General features: G+C 55.3%; 17 protein-coding genes, 1 pseudogene and 1 other annotated feature. Of the genes and pseudogenes, 17 read left to right on the plus strand and 1 reads right to left on the minus strand.

What is annotated here, in order from left to right; translation table 11 throughout:
* Nucleotides 1-85: 85 nt before the first annotated feature.
* The 9 genes and pseudogenes from C162_RS24825 to ypfJ all read left to right on the plus strand — a co-directional run bounded on the left by C162_RS24825 (nt 86) and on the right by ypfJ (nt 10,167).
* The gene (locus C162_RS24825) at nt 86-724 is read left to right on the plus strand and encodes a precorrin-2 dehydrogenase/sirohydrochlorin ferrochelatase family protein (RefSeq protein ID WP_036698997.1); all 639 of its coding nucleotides are present in this window, start codon (nt 86-88) and stop codon (nt 722-724) included.
* A 611-nt stretch (nt 725-1,335) separates the two neighbouring features.
* A complete protein-coding gene (gene hemC / locus C162_RS24835; protein ID WP_036698944.1) occupies nt 1,336-2,280 on the plus strand; it encodes a hydroxymethylbilane synthase in 945 nt (314 codons plus the stop codon).
* A gap of 98 nt (nt 2,281-2,378) precedes the next feature.
* Nucleotides 2,379-3,935 (plus strand): uroporphyrinogen-III C-methyltransferase, encoded by a 1,557-nt coding sequence (gene cobA / locus C162_RS24840; RefSeq protein ID WP_036698945.1) that lies wholly within the window; start codon nt 2,379-2,381, stop codon nt 3,933-3,935.
* 122 nt (nt 3,936-4,057) lie between these two features.
* Nucleotides 4,058-5,056: a porphobilinogen synthase gene (gene hemB, locus C162_RS24845; protein WP_036698946.1), complete on the plus strand. Its 999-nt coding sequence runs from the start codon at nt 4,058-4,060 to the stop codon at nt 5,054-5,056.
* Nucleotides 5,057-5,074: 18 nt separating this feature from the next.
* Nucleotides 5,075-6,376 (plus strand): glutamate-1-semialdehyde 2,1-aminomutase, encoded by a 1,302-nt coding sequence (hemL, locus tag C162_RS24850; protein ID WP_200869236.1) that lies wholly within the window; start codon nt 5,075-5,077, stop codon nt 6,374-6,376.
* Nucleotides 6,377-6,417: 41 nt separating this feature from the next.
* Nucleotides 6,418-7,221: pseudogene (locus C162_RS24855) on the plus strand (RluA family pseudouridine synthase); the annotation flags it as partial.
* 776 nt (nt 7,222-7,997) lie between these two features.
* Nucleotides 7,998-8,441 carry a hypothetical protein gene (locus C162_RS24860; protein ID WP_036698947.1) on the plus strand — a complete coding sequence of 148 codons (444 nt, stop codon included), beginning with the start codon at nt 7,998-8,000 and terminating at the stop codon, nt 8,439-8,441.
* A 118-nt stretch (nt 8,442-8,559) separates the two neighbouring features.
* Nucleotides 8,560-9,111, plus strand: a complete 552-nt coding sequence (locus tag C162_RS24865; RefSeq protein WP_036698948.1) for a hypothetical protein — start codon at nt 8,560-8,562, stop codon at nt 9,109-9,111.
* Between the two features lie 195 nt (nt 9,112-9,306).
* Nucleotides 9,307-10,167, plus strand: coding sequence for a KPN_02809 family neutral zinc metallopeptidase (ypfJ, locus tag C162_RS24870; RefSeq protein WP_036698949.1), 861 nt, complete (start codon nt 9,307-9,309; stop codon nt 10,165-10,167).
* Nucleotides 10,168-10,409: 242 nt separating this feature from the next.
* On the opposite strand, the gene C162_RS24875 is transcribed toward ypfJ, so the two are convergent.
* Nucleotides 10,410-11,651, minus strand: a complete 1,242-nt coding sequence (locus C162_RS24875) for a GGDEF domain-containing protein (protein ID WP_036698950.1) — start codon at nt 11,649-11,651, stop codon at nt 10,410-10,412.
* A gap of 198 nt (nt 11,652-11,849) precedes the next feature.
* Between C162_RS24875 and C162_RS24880 the strand changes: the two genes are divergently transcribed.
* The 8 genes from C162_RS24880 (at nt 11,850) to C162_RS24915 (ending at nt 24,174) form a co-directional block, all read left to right on the plus strand.
* A complete protein-coding gene (locus C162_RS24880; protein ID WP_036698951.1) occupies nt 11,850-13,271 on the plus strand; it encodes a glycosyltransferase family 4 protein in 1,422 nt (473 codons plus the stop codon).
* A gap of 135 nt (nt 13,272-13,406) precedes the next feature.
* Nucleotides 13,407-14,660 (plus strand): LysM peptidoglycan-binding domain-containing protein, encoded by a 1,254-nt coding sequence (locus C162_RS24885; RefSeq protein ID WP_036698952.1) that lies wholly within the window; start codon nt 13,407-13,409, stop codon nt 14,658-14,660.
* Nucleotides 14,661-14,899: 239 nt separating this feature from the next.
* Nucleotides 14,900-15,562 carry a stalk domain-containing protein gene (locus C162_RS34615; protein ID WP_051493905.1) on the plus strand — a complete coding sequence of 221 codons (663 nt, stop codon included), beginning with the start codon at nt 14,900-14,902 and terminating at the stop codon, nt 15,560-15,562.
* Nucleotides 15,563-15,654: 92 nt separating this feature from the next.
* Nucleotides 15,655-15,939, plus strand: a binding site (T-box leader).
* Between the two features lie 159 nt (nt 15,940-16,098).
* The gene (locus C162_RS24895) at nt 16,099-18,735 is read left to right on the plus strand and encodes a valine--tRNA ligase (protein WP_036699001.1); all 2,637 of its coding nucleotides are present in this window, start codon (nt 16,099-16,101) and stop codon (nt 18,733-18,735) included.
* Between the two features lie 5 nt (nt 18,736-18,740).
* Nucleotides 18,741-20,117 (plus strand): bifunctional folylpolyglutamate synthase/dihydrofolate synthase, encoded by a 1,377-nt coding sequence (locus C162_RS24900; protein ID WP_036698953.1) that lies wholly within the window; start codon nt 18,741-18,743, stop codon nt 20,115-20,117.
* Between the two features lie 7 nt (nt 20,118-20,124).
* Nucleotides 20,125-21,501, plus strand: a complete 1,377-nt coding sequence (murC, locus tag C162_RS24905; protein WP_036698954.1) for a UDP-N-acetylmuramate--L-alanine ligase — start codon at nt 20,125-20,127, stop codon at nt 21,499-21,501.
* A 259-nt stretch (nt 21,502-21,760) separates the two neighbouring features.
* A complete protein-coding gene (locus tag C162_RS24910) occupies nt 21,761-22,960 on the plus strand; it encodes a GGDEF domain-containing protein (RefSeq protein WP_036698959.1) in 1,200 nt (399 codons plus the stop codon).
* A gap of 17 nt (nt 22,961-22,977) precedes the next feature.
* Nucleotides 22,978-24,174 carry a GGDEF domain-containing protein gene (locus tag C162_RS24915; protein ID WP_036698961.1) on the plus strand — a complete coding sequence of 399 codons (1,197 nt, stop codon included), beginning with the start codon at nt 22,978-22,980 and terminating at the stop codon, nt 24,172-24,174.
* Nucleotides 24,175-24,258: the final 84 nt, after the last annotated feature.

Below are 24,258 nucleotides of genomic sequence, written 5' to 3' on the forward strand. Positions count from 1 at the left end.
TGAGCGGGATGGAGAGTAGCCTGCCAGTGGGCTGGAAGATGGATGAGAGTGAGTTGGGAGTGCCGGGGGAGCTGGAGTGAGCGGGATGAAAAAGTATCTGCCGATTATGCTGGATGTGGAAGGCCGGCGTGTGGTGATCGTTGGCGGCGGGGCAGTGGCTGCTCGCAAGGCGGCTCCGCTGCTGGAAGCGGGCGCGGAGCTGGTCATTGTCAGCCCCTCGCTCAGCGGGACGCTGGCTGACGAGGGGCGGCTGGAATGGATCAGCCGCCCCTATGCTCCCGGGGATCTCCAGGGAGCTGTTCTGGTCTATGCCGCCAGCGATAATAGGGCGGTGAACGAGGCCGTTGCTGCGGAAGCCCGGCAGCTGGGGCTGCCCGTTAATGTGGCCAGCCATGCGGAGGCGGGCACGTTCATTACGCCCGGCGTGCTCCGCCGCGGGCGCTTGACGGTTACGGTCTCGACCTCCGGGGCGGGACCGTCTGCGGCTGCGGAGATTACGCAGCAGATTGCGGGGCTGCTCGGCGAGGAATACGAGCCGTATCTGGATTTCCTGCATGAGCTGCGGACAGCGATTAAGCAGCTGGAGCCAGCGGCAGAGACACGGTCGCGGCTCTTGCGGCGGCTGGGGAAGCTGGATGTGTTGAATGAGCTGCGGCAGGGCACCTTTATACCATGGACACCCGGGGAGATTGAGGCTTGGGTGGCGCGCAACCGGGAGGAATAGGCGGCGGAAGTGACTGGGAGTGTGCCGAATGAGGGGCAAAAGTGCCCCTGATTTCTACGAAAGCCGCCAAGGTGAACGAATCAAGGGCAAAAGTACACTTGAATTCGGCCGAAGTGGCTCAGGCGAGCCAATGAAAAGTATAAGTACACTTGAATTTAACCGAAGCAGCTCATTCGAGCAAATGAAGAGTATAAGTACACTTGAATACGGGCGAAAGTGGCCCAGTCAAGCCAATGAAGTGTATAAATACACTTGAATTTGGCCAGAACGGCTCATTCGAGCAAATGAAGAGTATAAGTACACTTGAATTTGGCCAGAACGGCCCAGTCAAGCCAATGAAGAGTATAAATACACTTGAATACGGCGAAAGCGGCTCTCAGTCGAGCAAATGAAGAGTATAAGTACACTTGAATACGGGCGAAAGTGGCCCTGTCGGGCAAATGAAGAGTAAAAATACCCTTGATTTCGGCGAAAGCGGCTCAGTCGAGTAAACGAAGTGTATGAATACACTTCATTTTGGCCGCAGCAGCTCAAGCGAGCGTGCTGATTCACGGGAGAGTTATAAGGCGGCGGCTGGAATAAGGGACTGACTTGAACAGGGGGAATTGGGCATGCGGAAGATTATCGTGGGCAGCAGACAAAGTGCGCTGGCTTTAACGCAGACGGGGCATGTGATTGCCGATCTGGAGCGGCTTAGCGGAGCGCATGGATTTGATTTTACTTTTGAGGTGCATAAGATTGTGACCAAGGGTGACCGGATTCTAGATGTGACCCTGTCCAAAGTGGGCGGCAAAGGTCTGTTCGTCAAAGAAATTGAACAGGCGATGCTGGCGAAGGATATTGATATGGCAGTACATAGTATGAAGGATATGCCTTCCGAATTGCCGGAAGGCTTGATGAATGGAGCGGTGCCGAAGCGCGAAGATCCGCGCGACGTTCTGATCTCGGGCAGCGGAGCAGGACTTGAGGGTCTGCCGCAAGGCGCGCGCGTAGGCACAAGCAGCCTGCGGCGCTCCAGCCAGCTGGCTGCGCTAAGGCCGGATCTGCTCATTGAGCCGGTACGCGGCAATATCGACTCCCGGCTGAAGAAGCTGGAGAGCGGTGAATATGACGCGATTCTGCTGGCAGCGGCGGGGCTGTCGCGGATGGGGTGGCAGGACCGGATTACGGCATATTTGCCGCCTGAGGTCTGCCTGCCCGCTGTAGGCCAAGGAGCACTTGGTATTGAGTGCCGTGAGGACGATGAGGAGCTGCTGAGGCTGCTGGCGCTGTATAATGATGAGCGTACGGCACTCACGGTGACGGCGGAGCGGACCTTCCTCGGCGCTCTGAACGGCGGCTGTCAGGTGCCGATCGGCGCTTACGCGATCCTTGAGCCGGAAGGTGAAGCTGCGAGTCCGCGAATCACTCTGACTGGGATGGTCGGAACACCAGACGGCACAGTCATTCTGAAGGAGACCTGCACCGGTGAAGATCCGGTGGAGCTCGGTGCGGAGGTCGCGCGTAGGCTGGTGGCTAGAGGTGCGGAGAAGATTTTGGCAGATGTAAGGGAATAAGGGATAAGGGTTAAGAGTTAGACAGGAAATAGTGTGGGTTGGGGAGAAGCTTATGCAGGCCAGGATCGTATGTGTATAGGGATAAGGGGATGACGGAGATGGCGGGGAAGGTATATCTGGTAGGTGCAGGTCCGGGGGATGCGAAGCTGATTACAGTCAAGGGGCTGGAGTGTATCCAGAAGGCTGATGTACTGGTCTATGACAGGCTGGCCAGTCCAAGATTGCTGAAATGGATGAAGCCCGGCGGGGAGAAAATATACGTAGGCAAGCTCTCGGACCGCCATACGATGAAGCAGGAGGATATTAATCAGCTGCTGGTCGATCTCGCGCTGGAGGGCAAAACGGTGGTGCGTCTGAAGGGCGGGGACCCCGTGATTTTTGGCCGGGTAGGTGAAGAAGCGGAGCTGCTTCGCAGGAACGGCATCTACTACGAGATTGTGCCGGGCATTACCTCGGCCATTAGTGTCCCGGCGTATGCAGGTATTCCGGTGACTCACCGTGAGGCATCATCTTCCCTGTCGATTATTACCGGCCATGAGAGCCCGGATAAGCTGGATCATTCCATTCAATGGGATAAAGTAACGAATGCTACAGGCACGCTGGTGTTCTTGATGGGTGTCGCCAAAATTGGTTACATCAGCGCCCAGCTCATGAAGCACGGCCGTCCGCCGGAGACTCCGGTAGCGCTGGTGCGCTGGGGGACGCGTGCGGATCAGGAGACGCTGACCGGTACGCTGGCCGATATTGAGGCGAAGGTTACGGCGGCCGATTTTCAGCCGCCGGCGGTTATTGTAGTCGGTGACGTTGTGCTCCAGCGGGAGCACCTGATGTGGGTGGAGGCGCTGCCGCTGTTCGGCAAGCGGATTGTAGTGACGCGGGCGCGCGCGCAGGCAAGTGAGCTGGTGGACCGGATCGAGGAGCTGGGCGGCGAGCCGTATGAGTTCCCGGTCATTGAGACGGTGATGCAGCGGGATGCGGACAAGCAGGCGGAGATCGCTGCAGTACTTGGCGGGCTTCCGGCGTACGACTGGGTGTTCTTCACCAGTCCGAACGGCGTAGACTTCTTCATGCGTCATCTGACGCAGCAGAAGCTGGATATCCGCAGCCTGCACGGGGCACGCCTGTGCGCTGTGGGACCGGGTACGGCCGCGGCGCTCGCAGAGCGAGGGTTGATCTCCGAGGAGCTGCCCGGCCGCTTCCAGGCCGAAGGGCTGATCGAAACCTTCGGCCCCGAGCTTAAGCCCGGGCAGAAGGTGCTGCTGCCGCGCGGTGATCTGGCCCGCGACTGGCTGCCTGCGAAGCTCGGGGAGCTGGGGCTGGAAGTGACGGAAGTGGATACTTATGAGACGATTGTCACCGGCGAGGATGATATTGAGCTGGTGAAGCTGCTGGAGGAGAAGCGCATCCATGCGGTGACCTTCACCAGCTCGTCTACAGTGCGCAATTTCCTCGGCATCCTGAAGCGGATGGGCCTGGAAGATCCGCTGGCGCTGCTGGCAGGCGTTAAGATTGCCTGCATCGGTCCGGTTACCGAGCAGACCGCAGTCGAAGCAGGACTCACTCCGGGACTGCTCCCGGAAGAAGCCACCATCGAAGGGCTGGTGCAGGAGCTGTGCCGCTGGAATGAATCGACAAGGCTTCACGATATAAATTGAACCTGGAAAAATACAGCGGTACAATTGAGGGAATCTGGGACAAGTCATGCCCGTTTAGAGATAATAATTGCTTAACATAGACAGATGTGTGTAAATACTTACTCAACAGGAGGTTTACAGCAATGAGCTTTCCAATAACCAGACACCGCCGTTTGCGCGGGTCGGCCGGTATTCGCGGCATGGTGCGCGAGACGGTGTTGAATGTGCTGGATTTCATCCAGCCGATTTTTGTAACCTATGGAACCGGTGTGAAGAATGAGATCAGCTCCATGCCCGGCGTCTATCATTTCTCGCTGGATACGCTGAAGGCAGAGGTAGATGAGATTGCTTCCCTGGGCATTCCAGCGGTGCTGCTGTTCGGTATTCCCGAGACGAAAGATGCAGTCGGCTCGTCCGGCTTCGCAGACGATGGCATTGTGCAGGAAGCCACGCGTCTGATCAAAAAATGGTATCCCGACCTGCTGGTCGTAGCCGACACCTGCCTGTGTGAATTCACCGACCACGGCCACTGCGGCATGGTGCATACCCATACGGTGGACGGCGTGGTTCACGGGGATGTAATCAACGATGCTTCGCTTGAGCTGCTGACCCGCACGGCGGTCTCGCAGGCCCGGGCAGGGGCGGATATTATCGCACCGTCCAACATGATGGACGGATTCGTGCAGGCGATCCGTGCCGGACTCGATGCGAATGGCTTTGAGCAGGTACCTATCATGTCCTATTCGGTAAAATACGCCTCCGCCTTCTATGGCCCGTTCCGTGAAGCGGCGGATTCGGCTCCCCAGTTCGGCAACCGCAAGACGTATCAGATGGACCCGGCCAACCTGCGGGAAGCTATCCGCGAAGCGGATTCCGATGTGCTGGAAGGCGCGGACATGCTGATGGTGAAGCCCGCACTGGCTTATCTGGATGTAATCCGTACGATCCGTGACCAATTCGATCTGCCGCTTGTAGCCTACAACGTCAGTGGTGAGTACTCGATGGTCAAGGCGGCTGCGCAGCAGGGCTGGATCGATGAGCAGGCCGTTGTGCTGGAAATGCTGACCGGCATGAAGCGCGCCGGAGCAGATGTAATCATTACCTATTTCGCCAAGGACGCAGCCCGCTGGCTGCGCGGCTAGGATCAGGAGGGAACAAGCATGGGCAATATGCCGCTGAACCGCCGGGAAGAGGCTTCCCGCACCGCTTTTGAAGAGGCAAAACAATATATTCCCGGCGGGGTGAACAGCCCGGTCCGGGCATTCAAATCCGTAGGATTGACCCCGGTGTATGTCGAGAGGGGCGAAGGCTCGCGGATCTACGATATTGACGGCAACAGCTTCATTGACTACGTCTGCTCGTGGGGACCGCTGATTATGGGACATGCCCATCCTAAGGTGGTGAAGGCGCTGCAGGAGACTGCGGCCAGAGGGACAAGCTTCGGCGCGCCGACCCTGCTCGAGACCGCAATGGCCAAAACCGTGGTAGAACGCGTAGCCTCGGTGGACATTGTCCGCATGGTGAACTCAGGAACGGAAGCGACGATGAGCGCGATCAGACTGGCCCGCGGCTACACCGGACGCAGCAAAATCCTCAAATTCGAAGGCTCCTATCACGGCCATGCCGACAGCCTGCTGATTAAGGCCGGTTCCGGGGTGGCTACCTTGGGGCTGCCGGATAGTCCGGGTGTGCCGGAAGGTGTGGCCGTGAACACGATCACGGTACCTTATAATGACCTGGAAGGGGTCAAAATCGCGTTTGAGCGCTACGGCAACGAGATTGCCGCTATCATCGTTGAGCCGATCGCCGGAAATATGGGCGTGGTGCCTCCGCTTCCGGGGTTCCTGGAGGGGCTTCGTAAGGTAACTACGGGGTATGGGGCTTTGCTGATTTTTGACGAGGTGATGACCGGCTTCCGTGTGGACCGGGGATGTGCGCAGGGATTGTTCGGAATGGACCCGGACCTGACCTGCTTCGGCAAGGTTATCGGCGGCGGGCTTCCAGTAGGGGCTTATGGCGGCAAAAGAAAGATCATGGAGCAGATCGCTCCTTCCGGTCCGATCTATCAGGCAGGCACACTCAGCGGGAATCCGCTGGCGATGGCGGCGGGCTACAGCACGCTTGCGCTGCTGACCCCGGAGGTCTACACCCGTCTGGAGTCGCTTGGCGCGAGACTGGAAGCCGGACTTAAGCGCAATGCGCAGGAGACGGGCATTCCGCTGACGATTAACCGCGTGGGATCGATGGTATGTCCGTTCTTCACGGAGGAGCCAGTCATTAACTTCGAGACGGCCAAGACCAGTAACCTGGAGCTGTTCAAGCGTTATTTCGGCAAAATGCTGGATCAGGGTATCAGCGTTCCGCCGTCCCAGTTCGAAGGAATGTTCGTATCCGCTGCGCATAGCGAGCAGGATATTGACGATACGATTGCGGGCCATTACCAGGCCCTGAAATCGCTATGACGGCGGGACCGGAGGACCGCTCCGGCCAGCATGGCAGCAGCATGGGCCAAGACGGAAGTGATACCGCCAGTGCCCCCTTCGCGGGGGGCGGCAAGTGGACCCGGCGCGGGGAATGGCTGGAAGCCATGCCTGGCCGGGTCATTACGTCGGCTGCCGACAGAACGGCAGCCATCGATGCCTGGCTGCTGGGCGTAGCTGGCATGCCGGAGAAGCTGCACGCCCGGCTGCGCCGCGAGGACGGCATCCAGTGGAGGGGCGACCGGCTGCGGCTGGCCTTGTTCCCCCACAGGGAAGCGGGAATAGAGCCGGTATGGCAGGAAGCTGCGGCTAAGGTGCTGTTCGAGGACGACTTTTGCCTCGTGGTCCATAAGCCTGCGGGTATGGCAGTTCATCCGGACGGCAGCAGCACCGAGGTGACGCTGGATCATATCGTTGCTGCGCATTATGCGGCTTCCGGCGGAGGGATTGCCATCCGCCATATCCACCGGCTGGACAAGGATACTACCGGACCCGTGCTGTATGCGAAGAACGAATATGCCCAGCTTGTGCTGGATGAAGATATGCGTGAGAAGAAGGTATCCCGCCTGTATGCCGCGATTGTTGAAGGCGCAGTGCCGCCTGAGCTTACAGTGATCGATGCCCCCATCGGCCGTGACCGCCATCATGCGGCGCGCAGACGGGTATCCCCTGGAGGGCAAGCGGCGGTAACACGGATTGTGGGGCGTGAAGCCCTGCCCGGCGGAACCGTAGTGAAGCTGCAGCTGGAGACGGGCCGGACGCACCAGATTCGTGTCCACCTCAGCCATGCGGGTCATCCGCTGTTCGGGGATGATCTCTACGGCGGATCGGGCTGGCATACCGCGGGTATTCCCTCTTTATATGATGAGAAGCCCCCGCGTACGAAGCCTGGTCAGGTGAAGTCTGCCATTACAGCCTGGTTTGAAGAGCAGGAGAAGGCAGGCCTTACCCCTGGTCTGCAAGTCTCCGGCAAGCAGCCAGCTCCACCTTCCAAGCTGGGAGTCACGGCGAAGAAGGAGAGTTCCGACCGCCAGGCGTTGCATGGCGAGAAGCTGATTTTCGCCCATCCCTGGACCCGCATCAAGATCGAAGTATCTGATCCCTGGCCGGAGGATATGCGCCGTCTGCGCCAGCAAATCGGCGGCGTAGATCAGGAGTAGGCCATTAACCAAGTGGGCCTGTGAACTTAAGGTAATTCTTCTGTGAAGCTAAGGTAAGTCAATATAATCTATGCCCAGCCGGGCCGCGTTTCTCTAATATCTGGAGGATTGCGGCTCGGCTTTTAGTTGTTGTTCAGCATGACCTCCCCTCCAGCCGGAACATCGAACAATAAGTGGATTTATGCTATTTAATTTACGCCCCATTGCTCTCCGAGAAGTGTTAAGTGGATTTAGGGCATCTAATTTTCTCAATATGTCGTATGTGTTCATTTGCAGCTTATATAAGTGATGTTTTTCCAACTGTTGCCGGATATTCGTAGATTTACTGGTGAACAGTTGCCCTTTTTCCACTTAATTAATTGAAGCTACCTGTTCGCTCGCCTCCCCTCTGATACAATTCTGCTCTCAAGCCCGTCTTACTAGTATGAGGAGATGATTTGGCAGTGAGCATGAGATGGAATCGCAGAGTGTTAGGAATTTTAGCCGCCTCGACCCTGGTGATTACCGCCGGAATAATGCTGGTTGTGCAGCTGGACAATAAATATGGCGTACTGGGTCTGGTTGCCCAGCTTCAGAGCTTCCAGGTGAGGGTAGACAATCAGTCAGACTTTGAGCTGAGTATTCTGGAGACAGGAGTGGTAACCAGCGCAGCAGCGGAGGCGTCAGTAGACGAAGTTGGCAAGATTCTCAAAAGCGGAAAAACAATAAAAATCAAACCCCGGCTGACCTTAAGCGGTGAGGGCGGCATTTACCTGAAGTATTCAGACCCGAGAGAACCGGATGTTTCCAGAACCGTCGGAGTATGCTCCTACACCGAGACTTTATCCGGCTATTCCAAGGTTATTATTACGAATGACAAGGTGACAATCGAACAAAACTGCAGCTAATCTATACACAATCCATATATTTGCAGATTTCTAGTAACATTTGTAACTGACGGGCTTCCAATATATTGATAAATATATTATGTAAGCGCAGTCTATTTGATGAACTGGGGGAATATTTGTGAAAAAAGTTACTAAGTTAATGCTCGTGGCCGGCATCTCATTGGCACTTGTCGGGGTAGGGAACAGCGGCGCCCTGAACAATGTCACTTCGGCAGCGAGCGCACCGCTTAAGGTAGGCCGGGTGGAAGCGGCTGCCCATGGCACCAAATGCTTCACCGTAGCGGTTGCTGTAGTCCAGAATGGCGTGATCGTTGCGGCTTCACTGGATGATTATCAGTTCCTGGGCACCGATGTAGCCACTGGCGTACCGAACTCGGACAAGGATTTCGGCCAGAACTACAAAGATCCGAACATGGTACTGGCCTCCAAGAAGACCAACGCCAAATATTACAGTGAGCACATGACGGAAGAAGCCAAATCAACAGTATCCTATGACAAGAACCTGGCTGCCATCGAGAAATTCGCAACAGGCAAAACTATAAAATCCCTTGAAGCTACACTGACTAACAAAAGCAAAGAGCAAGTCGTTGATGCTGTAAGCGGTGCAACTCTGGTGGATACCCAAGGTTACCTGAAGGCCATTCTAAGCGCAGCCAAAGCTGCAAAATAATTAACAGTTCCATCTATTTAACCGATGTTAACCCCTTCATGGCTGCGGCTGTGGAGGGGTTTTGCTATGCTGTTTCCATTTGTCTCCAGACCGGCTCCGCTGTTCAAGAGAGTGGCACCCCTGCAATTATGGGTATAACAGTAATAAGTACAAAGACATCAGTATTCGTGAGTATTCATAACTGGGGGGAAGGCCATGAAATGGCAGGGCAGAAGAGGCAGTTCTAATGTGGAAGACCGCAGAGGCCGCGGCGGCGGAAGCGGGGGCAAGCTGATCGGCGGCGGAATTAGCGGGATCGTGATTATAGTGATTGTTACGCTGCTGAGCGGAGGGAATATCGGTGATATTATGGGGAATCTGACCTCAACCGGTTCGGGCACGAACTCAAATGTCCCCTATGAACAGAGCGCACAGGAGAAGGAGCTATCCGAGTTCGTATCTGTGGTGCTGGCCGATACCGAGGATGTCTGGTCCGATATTTTCAAGGAGCAGGGGATGACTTACCAGGACCCGACGCTTGTGCTCTACAGCGGCAGCGTGAACTCTGCCTGCGGAACCGCCAGCTCCGCCGTCGGCCCGTTCTATTGTCCGGGGGATGCCAAGCTGTATATCGATCTCAGCTTCTATGATGAGCTGCAGCAGCAGTTCAAGGCGCCTGGCGACTTCGCCATGGCGTATGTAATTGCCCATGAGGTAGGTCATCATGTACAGACGCTGCTGGGCGCTTCCAAGCAGCTGAATGCAGAACGCCAGCGCCTCAGCGAGACTGAATTCAACAAGGTTCAGGTCCGCTTCGAGCTGCAGGCCGATTATTATGCCGGGGTATGGGCCCATCATGCCCAGGGGATGAATCTGCTTGAGGAAGGGGACCTCGAAGAGGCGCTGACTGCCGCGAGCGCGGTGGGGGATGATACGATCCAAAAGCGGGCGCAGGGATATGTGGTGCCCGACAGCTTCACGCACGGCACCTCCGAAGAGCGTAAGCGCTGGTTCTATAAAGGTTTTAACTCTGGCACGATTGCCGGTGGAGATACCTTCAAGGCTGCTGAACTGTAGCCACCTGCATCAGGAACAACAAGAGCCGCTCTTCCGGTTGCCGGAGGGCGGTTCTTGTTCTTATTGGGGATATTACTATGAGGAGCAGTTTCTGCTCCGCCGCGAAGCTGTGATGTATGCGAAAAACAGCATGCAATGTGCTGCCGTGCAGGCGCCCGGGCCGGATGTATGCCAAAAACAGCATACATTCGGCGGGTTCTGCCCGGCCCCCGCAGGCCGTCCCCCTGCGCGGGAACGTGTGCTTACAGCTGCACATCGTTCCGGTAAGAAAGGCGGTTGCGGCCAAGCTTCTTGGACTCCAGCAGGAGCTGGTCGGCGTAGACGTACCCTTTTTCCATAGAAGTCTTCTGGTCCGGATCAGCCTTATAGTAAAAGAGTCCGAAGGATGCCGAATATGGCACGCGGATCATCTGCTCCTCGAATTCTGCACTTACGCTGTGATCATGAAGGCTGTCCAGAATCTCCTGAATCTGTGTCCTGCACTCCTCGAAGGTCTTGTCCCTCAGCAGCAGTGTGAACTCTTCCCCGCCGCTGCGGAACAGGATGTCTCCCTCCTGCAAATGCTTCTGCAGCGTCTGCGCAAAATGAACAATGACCCGGTCGCCGACGGCGTGGTTATAGGTGTCGTTGATTTTTTTGAACCGGTCGATGTCCGCCACTACAATTCCGATGTACTCCCCGCTCTGGTTCAGCTCCTTCATCATCTTGTCCATATGCGCCCGGTTATAGGTTCCGGTCAGGAAGTCGCGGTAAGCCATCTGCTCGAATTTGTCGCGTTCATACTTGTGCTGGGCACTCTGTGATTTGGAATAGAACGAGATACTGACAACATAGTTGAGCACGAACAGGGCGATCAGCATCTCCCATTTCTCCATTTGCAGCAGCCGCAGCAGCAGAGCATTGCTCAAGGCGACCTTGCTGAAGTCCAGCAGACTCCGGCTCCGCAGGAGCAGGTTCCGCGCTTCACCGCGTGTCTTGATATCTCCCGACAGGGCAAAGGTCAGCACCAGGAAGGTGGAGGACAGCAGGGTTGTGACGCAGACCACAAGCAGGAACAGCAGCCAGTATCCGAGCGGAAGCTTGTCCGCCAGGGGAGAGAGCGCCGTATACAGATAGTACGCAGCAGATCCGCCCAGTGTGAACGCGCCGATATTATAGAAGGTATCCAGCAACTCTCCGGGATCGTCGGTTTTTGTTTTCTTTTTATAGAAATATACGATGAACCGGTATACCGTCTCGAACAGGAACGTGCCGAGCGGACCGGCAAAAATCCCGAATGAGGAGGTATAGCTGATTGCATAATCGATTGTAGAGTTCCCGCTCCGGGTCACAATCCGCAATTGGAAGTAGATGCTCGAGAAGATAGTGTATAGCAGTAATGCTTTTATATAGGTGGCGTCCAGGACTACAGCATGCGCGTGAATGAAAGCTATAGCCAGGGAGGCGACAAATAGGAAGAGGTCAAATACCCTTGCTTTTGACATGTCGGAAATTTCCTTTCAGGATTTATACCGATTATACCCGAAAAGACGATTCTTGATTAAAAGTTATTTTCAAAATTTGTATTGAATGACCATATATCCATTTCCGCCTGTCTGCAACCTTCATATACTATCCTGGCTAAGGTGGAGCAGACTGCTCCTGTGCCTCTAAATAAATCTATAAGCCGGGGAGAGGAATGCATGAAAATATTGCTGGTCACCTACTGGGGCCTCACCAATATGGGTGGGATTTGGACGTATATGAAGCAGCTGGCAGAGAAGCTGGGCGAGCAGGGCCATTCCGTTGCAGTGATGGGCAGCCATGTGGAGAACAATACATTGTATCTGCTGAACCGGACAGAGTCTTTTGATAAAAAAGCGTTCTATTCGCTTCTGCTGCCCCGGCTTGATATCGGCCGGTTTCCCTCGCTGCATCTGGAGCATGGCATCTTAAGCTTTGAGCTGGGGCGTTACGTATTCGAGGGCGGCGCCGCTGTGCTTGGGCTGGAGGAATATGATGTCATTCATGCCCAGGACCCTATCGCCTCCTATGCGCTGCGGCGGATCATGCGCCGTCCTGTTCCGCTGGTCGCAAGTGTTCATGGGGCATTGACCAAGGAGACCTACTATGAGTACAAGGGACTTGAGCCCGGACTGACCCGGGAGGCCTATGAGCAGCGGCCGATCTGGAGATATTTCCGCAAGCTTGAGACACTGGGGGCCCAGGCGGCTGACCAGATTCTGGTCTCATCGGAGTGGATAGGACAGCTTACGCAGAGTCTGGGCGTCAGCCAAGGACGTATCCATACCTTGCCGTACGGGCTGGACCTGCATCAATATGCTGCCCGGGCCGCAGAGACGCCGCCGCTTCAATTTGCAGAAGGAATCCCTGTGATCATGTATGCCGGGCGTCTTGAATATATCAAAGGCGTCCATGTGCTGATAGAGGCGCTAGGGATTCTGCAGCAGCGCTGTCAGCAGTGGATCTGTGCGGTGGCTGGAATCGGCAGCCTCCTGGAGGAGCTCATGGAGCAGACCCGCCGGCTGGGTATCGCGGATAAGGTCCATTTCACCGGGAAGCTGAACAACATTCCGGCTGCACTCCGGGCAGCCGACATCTATGTGCAGCCCTCCCTTCAGGACACGCAGCCCTTCTCGGTTACGGAAGCGCAGCTTGCCGGGATCGCGCCGATTGTCGCCGGAACCGCAGGCATGCCGGAGATGGTCCGGCAGGGAGAGACGGGCTGGATTGTTCCTCCCGGAGATGCCGCGCAGCTCGCCCTGCAGATCGAGCAGCTGCTGGGGGATGAGGAACTGAGAAGACGCACCGGCCTCCAGGCTAAGCAGTGGGCAGAGCAGACCCGTTCGCTGGATGTCATGGCTGCGGGTACGCTGAATGTATACCAGAGAGCGGTCAGTCTGCGGGCGGGCCGGCCGGCAATTCCGGATTACCTCCGGTTTGAGGAAGAACCGGGAGCGGGTGCGCTGCCGGCAGCTTTTCATCCGGCGGATGTGCTTAACGAGTGTAGTCCGGGGAATCCGCTTGCCGTAACGCTGCGTGTCAAGCTTCCACAGCACTACTCTATTCCTGATGCACGTACAGCCCTTTCTCCCCTGGGATAGACGCTGTCCGCAATTGAAGCGGCAAAGTTGTCATGCCTGCCTGATTGAAGCATATACATGAGGGGAGTAACATTTTGGGCTTATACTCTGGGCTTGTCTCAGGGATAGATTATGCCAAGAAGGAGGACATTTCCCGTGTTTGACCAGTCCCATGGCTTGCGGTTTGATATTTATGAACGCATTCACCTTTCGGAAGAGCTTCCGGGAATAGCAGAGCTGGAGGAAGTCGAGCTGGTTCCCGACATCCAGGTCATCCAGCGTGAGGACCGGGCTGAACTGCACGGACAACTGCTGCTCACCGGACTCTACCGGGGGGAGGATGACCTTACACAACGTCTGGAGCATGCAATTCCCGTTGAAATCACTGTTCCGCTGACCCGGGTCAGCTCACTTGATGACATAGGGGTGGAGATCGAGAATTTCGATATTGATCTGCTGACAATGCGAACCGTCAACATTACCGGAGTGCTCTCGCTGCGCGGAATCGGAAGTGCAGATGCACAGCCGGCCTGGCAGCAGGAGGAATACACGGTAGCGTATTCGCCGGAGGCAGGAGACGGCAATACGTCTGAGGAGAAATTACGCAGTCCGGAGAATGATACCCTGTATGAGAATTCGCTTTGGACCTATGGCGAGGGGGCGTCCGAGGGCTCTGAAGAAGATCAGAGCTCTGCTGATCCGGCTGAGGCTGCAGCTGAGCCGCTGTATGCGGAAGACGCTGCGTACACCCAGCCCGCTGCCTATCTCTCCACACCCCTGAAGGACAAGGAACCCAGAGCAAGGACCCATAGCCTGGATACGGCTTCTTCGGCAGGCAGCGCCGTCTTGAACACAGTGGATCATTGGGGCAATGCGAAGCTTCATGCCGCAACGCAGCCTGAGCCGGTGCTAACCTCCGCTGCCAATGATGCTGCTGCGCTGTTTGCCGGGAACGAAGAAGGGGAGGCGGCAGAGGAGATCCAGGCCACAGACAATGAGGTCTTCCTGTCTGCGGAATCTCTGGCTCCCCCGGAAGAGAAGCAGGATCTCAAGGTTGCCCTTGGCAGCAAAAAAGAACCGGGAGCCGCCGAGCAGGAGCCGCTCACCTTCTCTTCGCTGCTCAGCGCAAGCCGCGCCAACAGAGAGCAGGAGGAACTGCTCGCGGGCGATATTGACTCTGTAGCGGAGGCTGTCCCTGAGCCCGGCAATGATACAGCGTGGAAGAGCCGGTTCATCGGCGGCATGGGCGGAACGGAGCTGTTCCGGAAGGTAAGGCTCTGCATCGTGCAGCGGGAAGAGACGCTGGATACCATAGCCGAGAAATACCAGCTAAGCACCCGGGAGCTGACCATGTATAACCGGCTGTCCGGCCAGGTTGTAGAAGAGGGACAGGTATTATACATCCCTTGAGATTGATGATGCGCGGAGAATTCAGGCTTAACAGGAACAGCCCTTTCCTTACGGATGGGGCTGTTCCTGTTTCTTTGTGAAGCGATGAAGTGATTTTTATTATGCGGTCTGTATATAAGATCTCCGCTTCTGGTTTACAAACCGTTCAGCCGGGGGTAATAGTCACTACCGGCCTACATACATTACACATTCAGGCAGCTATGCGCTGGTACACCACTTCTGGAAGGATGATCACTCACATGAAGAGAAAAGTGGCAGCCACTGCGGCCGCACTAAGCTTGACGCTCACAGTCTCGGCCGGTGTCTACGCCGCCAGCAATCTGCAGGAGATCAAGGCGCTCCTGAACAACAAAATCGGGATCGTCGTGAATGGTCAGGCATACACGCCAAAAGACGGCAACGGCAAAACCCTCGCCCCGATTACCTACAACGGCATCACTTATCTGCCTGTACGCTCTATCGGCGAAGCACTGAACACCGCTGTCACTTATGATGCTGCAACCAGCCGGGTCATCATCGGTGATGCGGCTGCTCCGGCTGTCTCCTCCGGAGGCTCGTCCGCAGGAACACCAGCGGATTCTGTGAAGCGCCCGAAGAGCCTGCCGGCGGACTTCCCGCTTCCGGCGGACGCGAAGATATATGATCTGATCGAAGGCTCGGCGACCGGCAAGCCGTCTGCGACCTTCAGCTACCGTACGAAGCAGAGTCTGGAGACGCTCGGCAATACGTATAAGGACTATTTTGTACAAAAAGGAGCTACCTCCAAGTCCGAGGAAGTCTCAGCCTCAGCCTTCTCGATTATTGATGCCGGAAGCACATTCTCCGTTACGCTGGATGGCGCTCCCGGAACAGGCAGCAATCAGGGCTTCAATGTGGTTCAAGTGATCTGGAGCGGGGAGTAAGCGCCAAGGTTCGTCTGCTGCGCGCCCTTTGTGTATATGCTGGTTGACTAGGGATAACACTGAATGTATTATTGAACTAAGTAATAACTAGCTTAAAGACTGGGAACGGGAAGAGTAGGCGGTCAGCCCTTCAGAGAGCGGGATTATCATTGGTGTGAATTCCCGCAGGATGCAGCCCCCGAAGTCGCCCCGGAGTTGCCCTTCTGAGCTTGTCTTCATCATGAAGACCGGTTAGGATGCGGCCGGTTGCAGCCGTTACCCTGCATGAGTGTCGCGCTAAGCTTTAGGAACCTGCAAGGGAACTTAAGGCAGTGGTTTATTTTTTGTTGGCGCGAAACAAAGGTGGTACCGCGAAAGAATGGCCTTTCGTCCTTTGAGACGAAGGGCCTTTTTGTATTCTCAGAAACCGCTAGCTACTCAATACATTTAACAGTGGAGGGTTCACAATGGCTGATAACAACAATGCAGCAGCAGAGCTGCCGAACGGGCAGGAAGCGGTAGAAGCTACCGCTTCAGCTAATCACAAGCAGAGCGACATGCCGACTACATATGATCCGGGAGCGGCAGAGAAGAAATGGTATGCGTACTGGATGGAGAAGGGCTTCTTCGAAGCCGGCAAGCGGCCGGATGCGGAGCCTTACAGCATCGTGATTCCGCCGCCGAATGTAACAGGAATGCTGCATATCGGACACGCGCTGGATTTCACGCTTCAGGATGTGCTGATCCGTACCAAGCGGATGCAGGGATATGATACCCTGTGGCTGCCGGGTACGGACCATGCAGGGATTGCTACGCAGACCAAGGTAGAGCAGAAGCTGCGCCAGCAGGGAATTTCCCGCCATGATCTGGGACGCGAGAAGTTCCTGGAGCAGGTATGGGACTGGAAAGACCAGTATGCCCAGACCATTCATGACCAGTGGGCCAAGATGGGCCTGTCCCTCGATTACTCCCGCGAACGCTTCACCTTTGATGATGGAATGAAGAAGGCGGTAAGTAAGGTATTTGTGGAGCTGTACCAGAAGGGCCTGATCTATCGCGGCAAGCGGATTATTAACTGGGACCCGGCTGCCCGTACAGCGCTCTCGGATATCGAGGTTGAATACAAGGAAGTGAACGGGCATCTGTACCATCTGCGTTATCCGCTTAAGGATGGCAGCGGCCATATCACGGTGGCTACCACACGGCCTGAGACGATGCTGGGCGATACAGCCGTAGCAGTACACCCGGAAGATGACCGTTACAAGCATCTGATTGGCCAGGCGCTGGTCCTGCCGATAATAGGCAGAGAGATTCCGGTTATTGCTGATGATTACGTAGATAAGGAGTTCGGCAGCGGTGCGGTTAAGATTACACCGGCGCATGATCCGAACGACTTCGAGATGGGAGTCCGCCATAACCTTCCGCAGATCAACGTAATGGATGAAGGCGGAGTGATGAACGAGGAAGCGGGCGCTTACCAGGGAATGGACCGCAGCGACTGCCGTAAGGCCATCGTAGCTGACCTGAAGGAGCAAGGCGTGCTGATCTCCATTGAGGATCACGTACATCAGGTTGGGCACAGTGAGCGTTCGGGGGCTGTTGTAGAGCCTTATCTGTCCACCCAGTGGTTCGTCAAAATGCAGCCGCTGGCAGAAGCAGCTATCGCTGCACAGAAGGACGGTGACGGGGTCCACTTCGTGCCGGACCGCTTCGAGAAGACGTACCTGAACTGGATTGAGAATGTCCGCGACTGGTGTATCTCCCGCCAATTGTGGTGGGGTCACCGGATTCCGGCCTGGTACTCCGAATCTACCGGGGAGCTTGTAGTTGCACATGATGAAGAAGAAGCGCGCCGCATCAGCGGGCTGTCCGACCTGAAGCAGGATGAAGATGTTCTGGATACCTGGTTCAGCTCCAACCTCTGGCCGTTTGCTACCTTAGGCTGGCCTGACGGGGAGAGCAGTGACTATCAGCGTTACTATCCGAACAACGTACTGGTTACCGGATACGATATCATCTACTTCTGGGTAGCGCGGATGATTTTCTCAGCCATGGAATTCACAGGCCAGAAGCCGTTCTCCGATGTGCTGATGCACGGACTCGTACGCGATGCCGAAGGACGCAAGATGTCCAAGTCTCTGGGCAACGGTATCGATCCGCTGGATGTTATCGAGCAGTACGGCGCTGACGCCATGCGCTATATGATTACTACCGGCAGTACAGCGGGCCAGGATCTGCGGTTCCGTATGGAAAAGGTAGAGCAGGCGCGCAATTTTGCCAACAAGATCTGGAATGCCTCCCGGTTCGCGCTGATGAATCTGGAAGGCGTATCCTTTGAAGATATTGACATTACAGGAGAGCTTGGCACAGCAGACCGCTGGATTCTGCACCGCCTGAACGAAACTTCCCGCGATATTACGCGTCTAATTGACTCGTACGAGTTCGGCGAGACCGGACGCCTGCTCTACAATTTCATCTGGGATGATCTGTGCGACTGGTATATCGAATTTGCCAAGCTCTCGCTGTACGGAGCGGACGCAGCTGCCAAGGCCAAGACACAGTCTGTTCTGGCTTATGTACTGGACCGCACATTGCGCCTGATTCACCCGTTCATGCCTTTCATTACGGAGGAAATCTGGCAGCATCTGCCGCATCAGGGCGAATCCATCACCTTGGCAGAATGGCCGAAGTACGATGCGGCGCTTGAGAATCCGCAGGCGGTATCAGAGATGAACCTGCTGATGGATATCATCCGGGCTGTTCGCGGTATCCGTGCGGAAGTGAATGCGCCAATGAGCAAGAAGGTTGAGCTGATCATCAAGGCCGGCAGCCAGGACACCCTGGACATTATTTCCCGCAATGACAATTACATCGGGCGCTTCTGCAACACCTCTTCGTTCGAAGCAGGTCTTGCGCCGCAGACGCCGGATAAAATGATGTCCGCCGTGGTTACCGGAGCGGAGCTGCTTCTGCCGCTGTCCGGTCTGATCGATATCGATCAGGAGATTATCCGTCTCGAAAAAGAAGTTCAGACCTTGAACAGCGAAGTGGAGCGTGTGGAGAAGAAGCTCAGTAATCAGGGTTTTGTGGCCAAAGCTCCGGCGAAAGTTATCGAAGAGGAACGGGCGAAGCAGGCGGATTATTCCGACAGACGCGAGAAAGTGCTGGCCCGTATTGCAGAGCTGAGAGGATAACAGACATGGAAGAGATCACCTGGAGCGGCGCTGCCGCTCCCTTAAATTCTTATACAGAAGCGGTAGACTGGATCAACAGTCTGATTCCTTTTGGAATCCGGCCGGGTCTGGAGCGGATAGAGCTTCTAATGGAGAAGCTGGGACATCCGCACCGGAAGCTTAAGTTCATTCATGTGGCCGGGACGAACGGCAAGGGCTCAACCTGCGCCTTTTTGACCTCGGCCCTTATTCAGAGCGGATATTCGGTGGGGACCTTTACCTCTCCTTATATCACGAAGTTCACGAACCGGTTCCAGTACAACGGGACGGATATTCCTGAGGAGACGCTGCTTGCGCTTGCCAATCAGCTGCGTCCGCTGGCCCGGGAGATTGCGGGCACTGAGCTGGGCTCACCGACCATGTTCGAGGTGGCGACGGCGCTTGCGATTCTCTATTACGGCGAAGTCTGTTATCCCGATGTAGTCGTATGGGAGACGGGGCTTGGGGGAAGGCTGGATGTAACGAATATCGTCACTCCGGTTGTGTCGGTCATTACTAATGTGGGACATGACCATACCGATGTGCTGGGAGATACGCTTACGCTAATTGCCGGCGAGAAGGCCGGGATTATTAAGCCGGGCGTTCCTGTAGTCAGCTGTGTGAGCCAGCCCGAAGCTGTAGCTGTATTGAAGGCCAAGGCGGCGGCTACCCGTTCGACACTCTATTTAGCGGGAGAAGATTTCAGCTATAGCGGAGTTGAACTGAGAGACGGCTGCCAGCACTTCACCTTCAACGGGCCGTTCCGGGGGCTTGAGCTGGACATTGCCATGAAAGGCGAACACCAGCTGCAGAATGCAGCCGGAGCAATGATGGTCCTTGAGGTGCTGAGGCAGTATATGGCCTTCATGCTGGAGGACGAGGATGTGCTGGAGGGCTTCCGCGGCACATTCTGGGCCGGAAGACTGGAGGAAGTGAGCACCTCGCCCAGAATTATTCTGGACGGCGCGCACAATCCGGAAGGGGCTGAGAGCCTCGCGAAGAGCCTTCCGCAGTTCCAGCCTTACGGTAAATTAAATTTGCTCATGGGGATGCTGGCAAATAAGCATCACGAGTCGTATCTCAAGCATATACTGCCTATAGTGGATACGCTCATCCTGACCGAACCGGATTTCCGTAAGAAAATGGACGCGGAAGATCTGCAGGCGATCGCAGAAAATCTGCGGAGTAAATATGCCAAGGAAAACTTGGAAATCATAGTAGAACGTAATTGGGGCCAAGCGCTGCAGAAGCTGCAGACGATCACAGCGGACGATGACCTCGCAGTTGTGTCCGGAACGCTGTATTTGATTTCTGATGTGCGCAGTACGCTTTTACGGCAACCCGATTCTGAAAAAGGCTGGTGACGAACTGTTGGATACTACTGAACGTGTGCATTTTATAGGGATCGGCGGCTATGGTATGAGCGCGATTGCCCGGGTGATGCTGGAGATGGGATATACAGTTACAGGCTCTGACGTAGCTGCCCAGGAGTTAACGGAGAAATTGATAGCAAAAGGTGCCAAGGTCTTCATCGGGCATACGGCGGAGCAGGTAAAAGGTGCGGATCTGGTCGTCTATTCCACGGCACTTGCCGCGGATAATGTGGAATGGGTGGAAGCAGAGCGTCTGAAAATACCGGTTCTGCACCGCTCGCAGATGCTGGCCCGGCTGCTGAATGAACGCAAGGGCGTTGCGGTGGCCGGAGCGCACGGCAAGACTACCACCTCATCCATGATTGCTCTGGTTATGGAAGACTGCGGCGTGGACCCTACCTACATTATCGGCGGGGAGATTATGAATGTCGGCACGAATGCCAAAGCGGGACAAGGGGAATTCGTCGTGGCAGAGGCCGATGAGAGTGACGGCTCGTTCCTGCAATACCATCCTTGGCTGGGAATCGTTACGAACATTGAAGCGGACCATCTGGAGAACTACGGCGGCGACTTCGGCAAGCTGAAGGATGCTTATGTTCAGTTCATGAATCAGCTGCGCGAGGACGGGACAGCTATCGTATGTGCGGATGATGAGAATCTGAAATCCCTGCTGCCTAAGGTAAAAGGTAAAGTGATCAGCTACGGGATCGAATCAGAGACGGCTGATTATACAGCGACTGATATTGTCCTCGGTGACCGTCAGGTATCGTATACCATGAATCATGGAACTGAGGTATTAGGCCGTATTGAGCTCTCTATTCCGGGACAATACAATCTGTATAACTCTATGGCGGCAGTGATTTCTTGTCTGAAATCAGGCATTGCCTTTGAAGCCATTGCGGCTGCGATTGTGAAGTTCCACGGCGCCAAAAGACGCTTCCAGGTGCTGGGCGAGGTTGACGAGATTCTCGTCATTGATGATTACGCACATCATCCAACAGAGATTCAGGCTACGATCAGCGCCGCCAAGGCAACCGGCAAACGCATTATCGCCGTGTTCCAGCCGCAGCGCTACACACGTACCTTCTTCCTGCTGGATGCGTTCAGCCGCGCGTTCAGCGAAGCGGATGAAGTGATTATTACCGATATCTACTCCCCTGCGGGAGAGAAGCAGATAGAGGGAGTCACCTCCGCTAAGCTGGTAGAGCTGATTGTGCAGAACAGCAACGCCGGTGCACGGCATCTGCCGACTAAGGAAGATGTGCTGGCAGACCTGCAGAACCGTATTGCTCCCGGTGATCTGGTCATCACCATGGGTGCAGGCGATATCTGGAAGGTCGCTTATGCGCTGGCAGACAGCCTGAAGAACCGGTAATATTTCGCGAAACATCAAACGTTAAAGTAGCAGCGATTTTCCCGTTATGGGAGAATTGCTGCTTTTTGTTTAAATAGATAAGAACTTATGTGACATTATCCATATGGTTGGTTGTTTCGTATCCCGCTTAAACAGCAGAGCGTCCACCCGAGTGCCCACGTTGATCCTGCTCAAAGTTAACAATGATATTGCCGATATAAGCTGTGAATGTTATCGTTCGGATAGAGCAGGTATATCCGCATAGTTCGGTGGTGTGTTGATGGGCTTTCAGCTTGATATTAAGTCGCTGTTATACTTGTTCATTCTGGGAAATTTATTTTCCGGCCTGATGATTACGTTTTACCGCTACCACTTCCCCAAAGACATTGCCTCCAGTCTATTCATTGCCTCCAAGTGGATTCAGGTGATCTTCTGGAGCTCCATTCTGCTGTGGGACTATATTCCCCATAGAATCGCTGTACCTCTGAGCAATGCGCTCATTCTGGCCGGCGGAGGGCTGGAGATTGCTGCGCTGATGATGATGATGGGCATGCTGGACGGCCGGGCGAAGCTCTATTATCTGGTAATCACGGCAGGGAGCATACTCAGCTTCGTTGTCGTTGCCCTGTTCTTCAACCATCCCAATATACGGGTCGCAACAACCTCGCTATGGGTCATGCTGTTTGTGCTCTACCCAGGCTGCCGCTTGACAGCGAGCCCGGAGCGTTCTCCGCTCCAGAAGATACTCGCCGCCGTATTTTATGCGATTGCAGCGGTGATGCTCCTCAGGTCATTTGTTGCGCTGGCGGTGGAACCGGATATGGGCCCGCTGACGGCTAATCCGGCGCAGTATTTATATTATCTCGGGATGTTCCTGATGCTGATTGGAGGGCTTGCCGCCTTTATCCTCCTCTCCAATGAGCATTCCTACCAGAAACTGAAGCGTATCGCTACCTACGACAGCCTGACGGGGATTCTGGGCCGCAGGGCTTTCCTGTTGGAAGCCGAACTGAAGCTGGCGCTTGCCGCCAAGAAGAGTGAATATTGTACCTTACTGCTGCTGGATCTGGATCATTTCAAAAAAGTGAATGATACCTACGGGCATGACACAGGCGATACTGTACTGCAGGATTTCGCGCTCACTGCCGAGAGTACGCTTGCGGGCGGCGACTTGTTCGGACGGGTAGGCGGAGAGGAATTCGCCATTCTGCTGTACGGGCAGGACGCGCAGAGCAGCAGCCATCAGGCGGAAGCGCTGCGGGAGACACTTAAGGAGGCTTCTGTACACAGTCTGCCCAGCGGATATACGGTCAGTATCGGTATAATATCAGTGCTGCCCGAACAGCATACCAGCTTGAACACACTCTACAAGCTTTGTGATCTGGCACTCTATCAGGCGAAGCAAGAAGGCCGGGACCGTGTGGTCAGGGTCCGGGTAGACGAACCTTCGAATACATATCATACATATACATATCGCTAAACAAAGGGGTGGGCATAATGGCAGCCGGCTTGGATTTGAAGACATTGCTGGCTTGTCTTTTTTTCGGCAATCTATTTACGGTTCTGCTTATTCTGGCATACCGGCCCAGTTATCCGAAAGAGAAGACAACCCCGCTGTTCCTGACAGCCAAAATTCTGCAGCTCGCTATTCTGCAGCTGCTGTTATTAGAGGAAATTCAAGATTTTCCATTCGTGCTTCCAAGTATTATTCTCTTGAGCGTGGCTGCAGGAACTGCGGAGATTCTGGCCCTGCTGAAGAAGCTGGAAGCCGATTCCGAACAAATGAAGCAAAGGTATTACGCGCTGGCCGGAATATCGGCGATAGGTTTGCTGCTGCTTTACCTGCTGCATCCGGATGTTCCCCGGCTGATCGCAGCATCTGCGCTAACGGGTGCCATTCTGCTGCTCTATCCGGCTTATCTGTTATCCTGGAAGGTGAGAAAGACCCCGCTGCAGGAAATTACGGGTATGCTGTACGGCGTGGCTATCCTTTCTCTACTCAGTAAGGCCAGCGGCCTGTTCTATCTTTCGCCGGCCGGCTCGATTGCAGCGGCATGGCTGCAGAGCTTTTTCTATGCCGGGATCTATCTGTTGATGTTCCTTGGAACTGCGGGCTTCATGCTGCTCTCCCGGGAACAGTCCTATGCGGAGCTGGAGCGTGTGGCGACGTATGATGAACTGACGGGCGTCTTGAACCGCAGGGCGTTCGTGCTGCGTGCCCAGCCTCTGATTGCTGCCGCCGCGAAGGAGGTGGTGCCCTTCTCGTTCATGCTGCTGGATGTGGACCACTTCAAGCAGGTTAATGACACCTATGGCCATGATACGGGGGACCGGGTGCTGCAGGATTTCGCCCGCAGAATTGAGCGCGAGCTCGGCAGCGGGGACCTCTTCGGAAGATTCGGGGGCGAGGAATTCGCGGTGCTGCTGCACAGGTCGGATGAGGAAGACGGTGAGAGAATAGCAGAGCGGCTGCGCTGCTCGGTGCTTGGTGCGACTGTCGAAGGCATGCCGCTCTCCTATACAGTCAGCATTGGTCTGATTACGATTCTCTCCGGGGAACGCGTGCCGCTTAGCACCCTATACAAACTGAGCGATACCGCCCTATATGAGGCGAAGCAGCGGGGAAGGAACTGTGTAGTCAGGAATTACAGCTATCCGGGCAAGGTGCCGGAAGCCGGTATTTTGACAAAGTAGAAATGGCAGTTAGCTAGCAAGCCGAATGTCAGCGATTCTCCGTTTACCGGGGGACCGCTTTTTTTAGCTATATATGATCCTTCT

Origin of the sequence: Paenibacillus sp. FSL R7-269, from assembly GCF_000517865.1 — a bacterium.
In the GTDB taxonomy this organism is placed as follows: domain Bacteria; phylum Bacillota; class Bacilli; order Paenibacillales; family Paenibacillaceae; genus Paenibacillus_AQ.

Coding starts and splice junctions, on each gene's coding strand:
- C162_RS24825 (WP_036698997.1), top strand. CDS start 86: ATGAAAAAGTATCTGCCGATTATGCTGGATGTGGAAGGCCGGCGTGTG.
- hemC (WP_036698944.1), top strand. CDS start 1,336: ATGCGGAAGATTATCGTGGGCAGCAGACAAAGTGCGCTGGCTTTAACG.
- cobA (WP_036698945.1), top strand. CDS start 2,379: ATGGCGGGGAAGGTATATCTGGTAGGTGCAGGTCCGGGGGATGCGAAG.
- hemB (WP_036698946.1), top strand. CDS start 4,058: ATGAGCTTTCCAATAACCAGACACCGCCGTTTGCGCGGGTCGGCCGGT.
- hemL (WP_200869236.1), top strand. CDS start 5,075: ATGGGCAATATGCCGCTGAACCGCCGGGAAGAGGCTTCCCGCACCGCT.
- ypfJ (WP_036698949.1), top strand. CDS start 9,307: ATGAAATGGCAGGGCAGAAGAGGCAGTTCTAATGTGGAAGACCGCAGA.
- C162_RS24875 (WP_036698950.1), bottom strand. CDS start 11,651: ATGTCAAAAGCAAGGGTATTTGACCTCTTCCTATTTGTCGCCTCCCTG.
- C162_RS24880 (WP_036698951.1), top strand. CDS start 11,850: ATGAAAATATTGCTGGTCACCTACTGGGGCCTCACCAATATGGGTGGG.
- C162_RS34615 (WP_051493905.1), top strand. CDS start 14,900: ATGAAGAGAAAAGTGGCAGCCACTGCGGCCGCACTAAGCTTGACGCTC.
- C162_RS24895 (WP_036699001.1), top strand. CDS start 16,099: ATGCCGACTACATATGATCCGGGAGCGGCAGAGAAGAAATGGTATGCG.
- C162_RS24900 (WP_036698953.1), top strand. CDS start 18,741: ATGGAAGAGATCACCTGGAGCGGCGCTGCCGCTCCCTTAAATTCTTAT.
- C162_RS24910 (WP_036698959.1), top strand. CDS start 21,761: ATGGGCTTTCAGCTTGATATTAAGTCGCTGTTATACTTGTTCATTCTG.
- C162_RS24915 (WP_036698961.1), top strand. CDS start 22,978: ATGGCAGCCGGCTTGGATTTGAAGACATTGCTGGCTTGTCTTTTTTTC.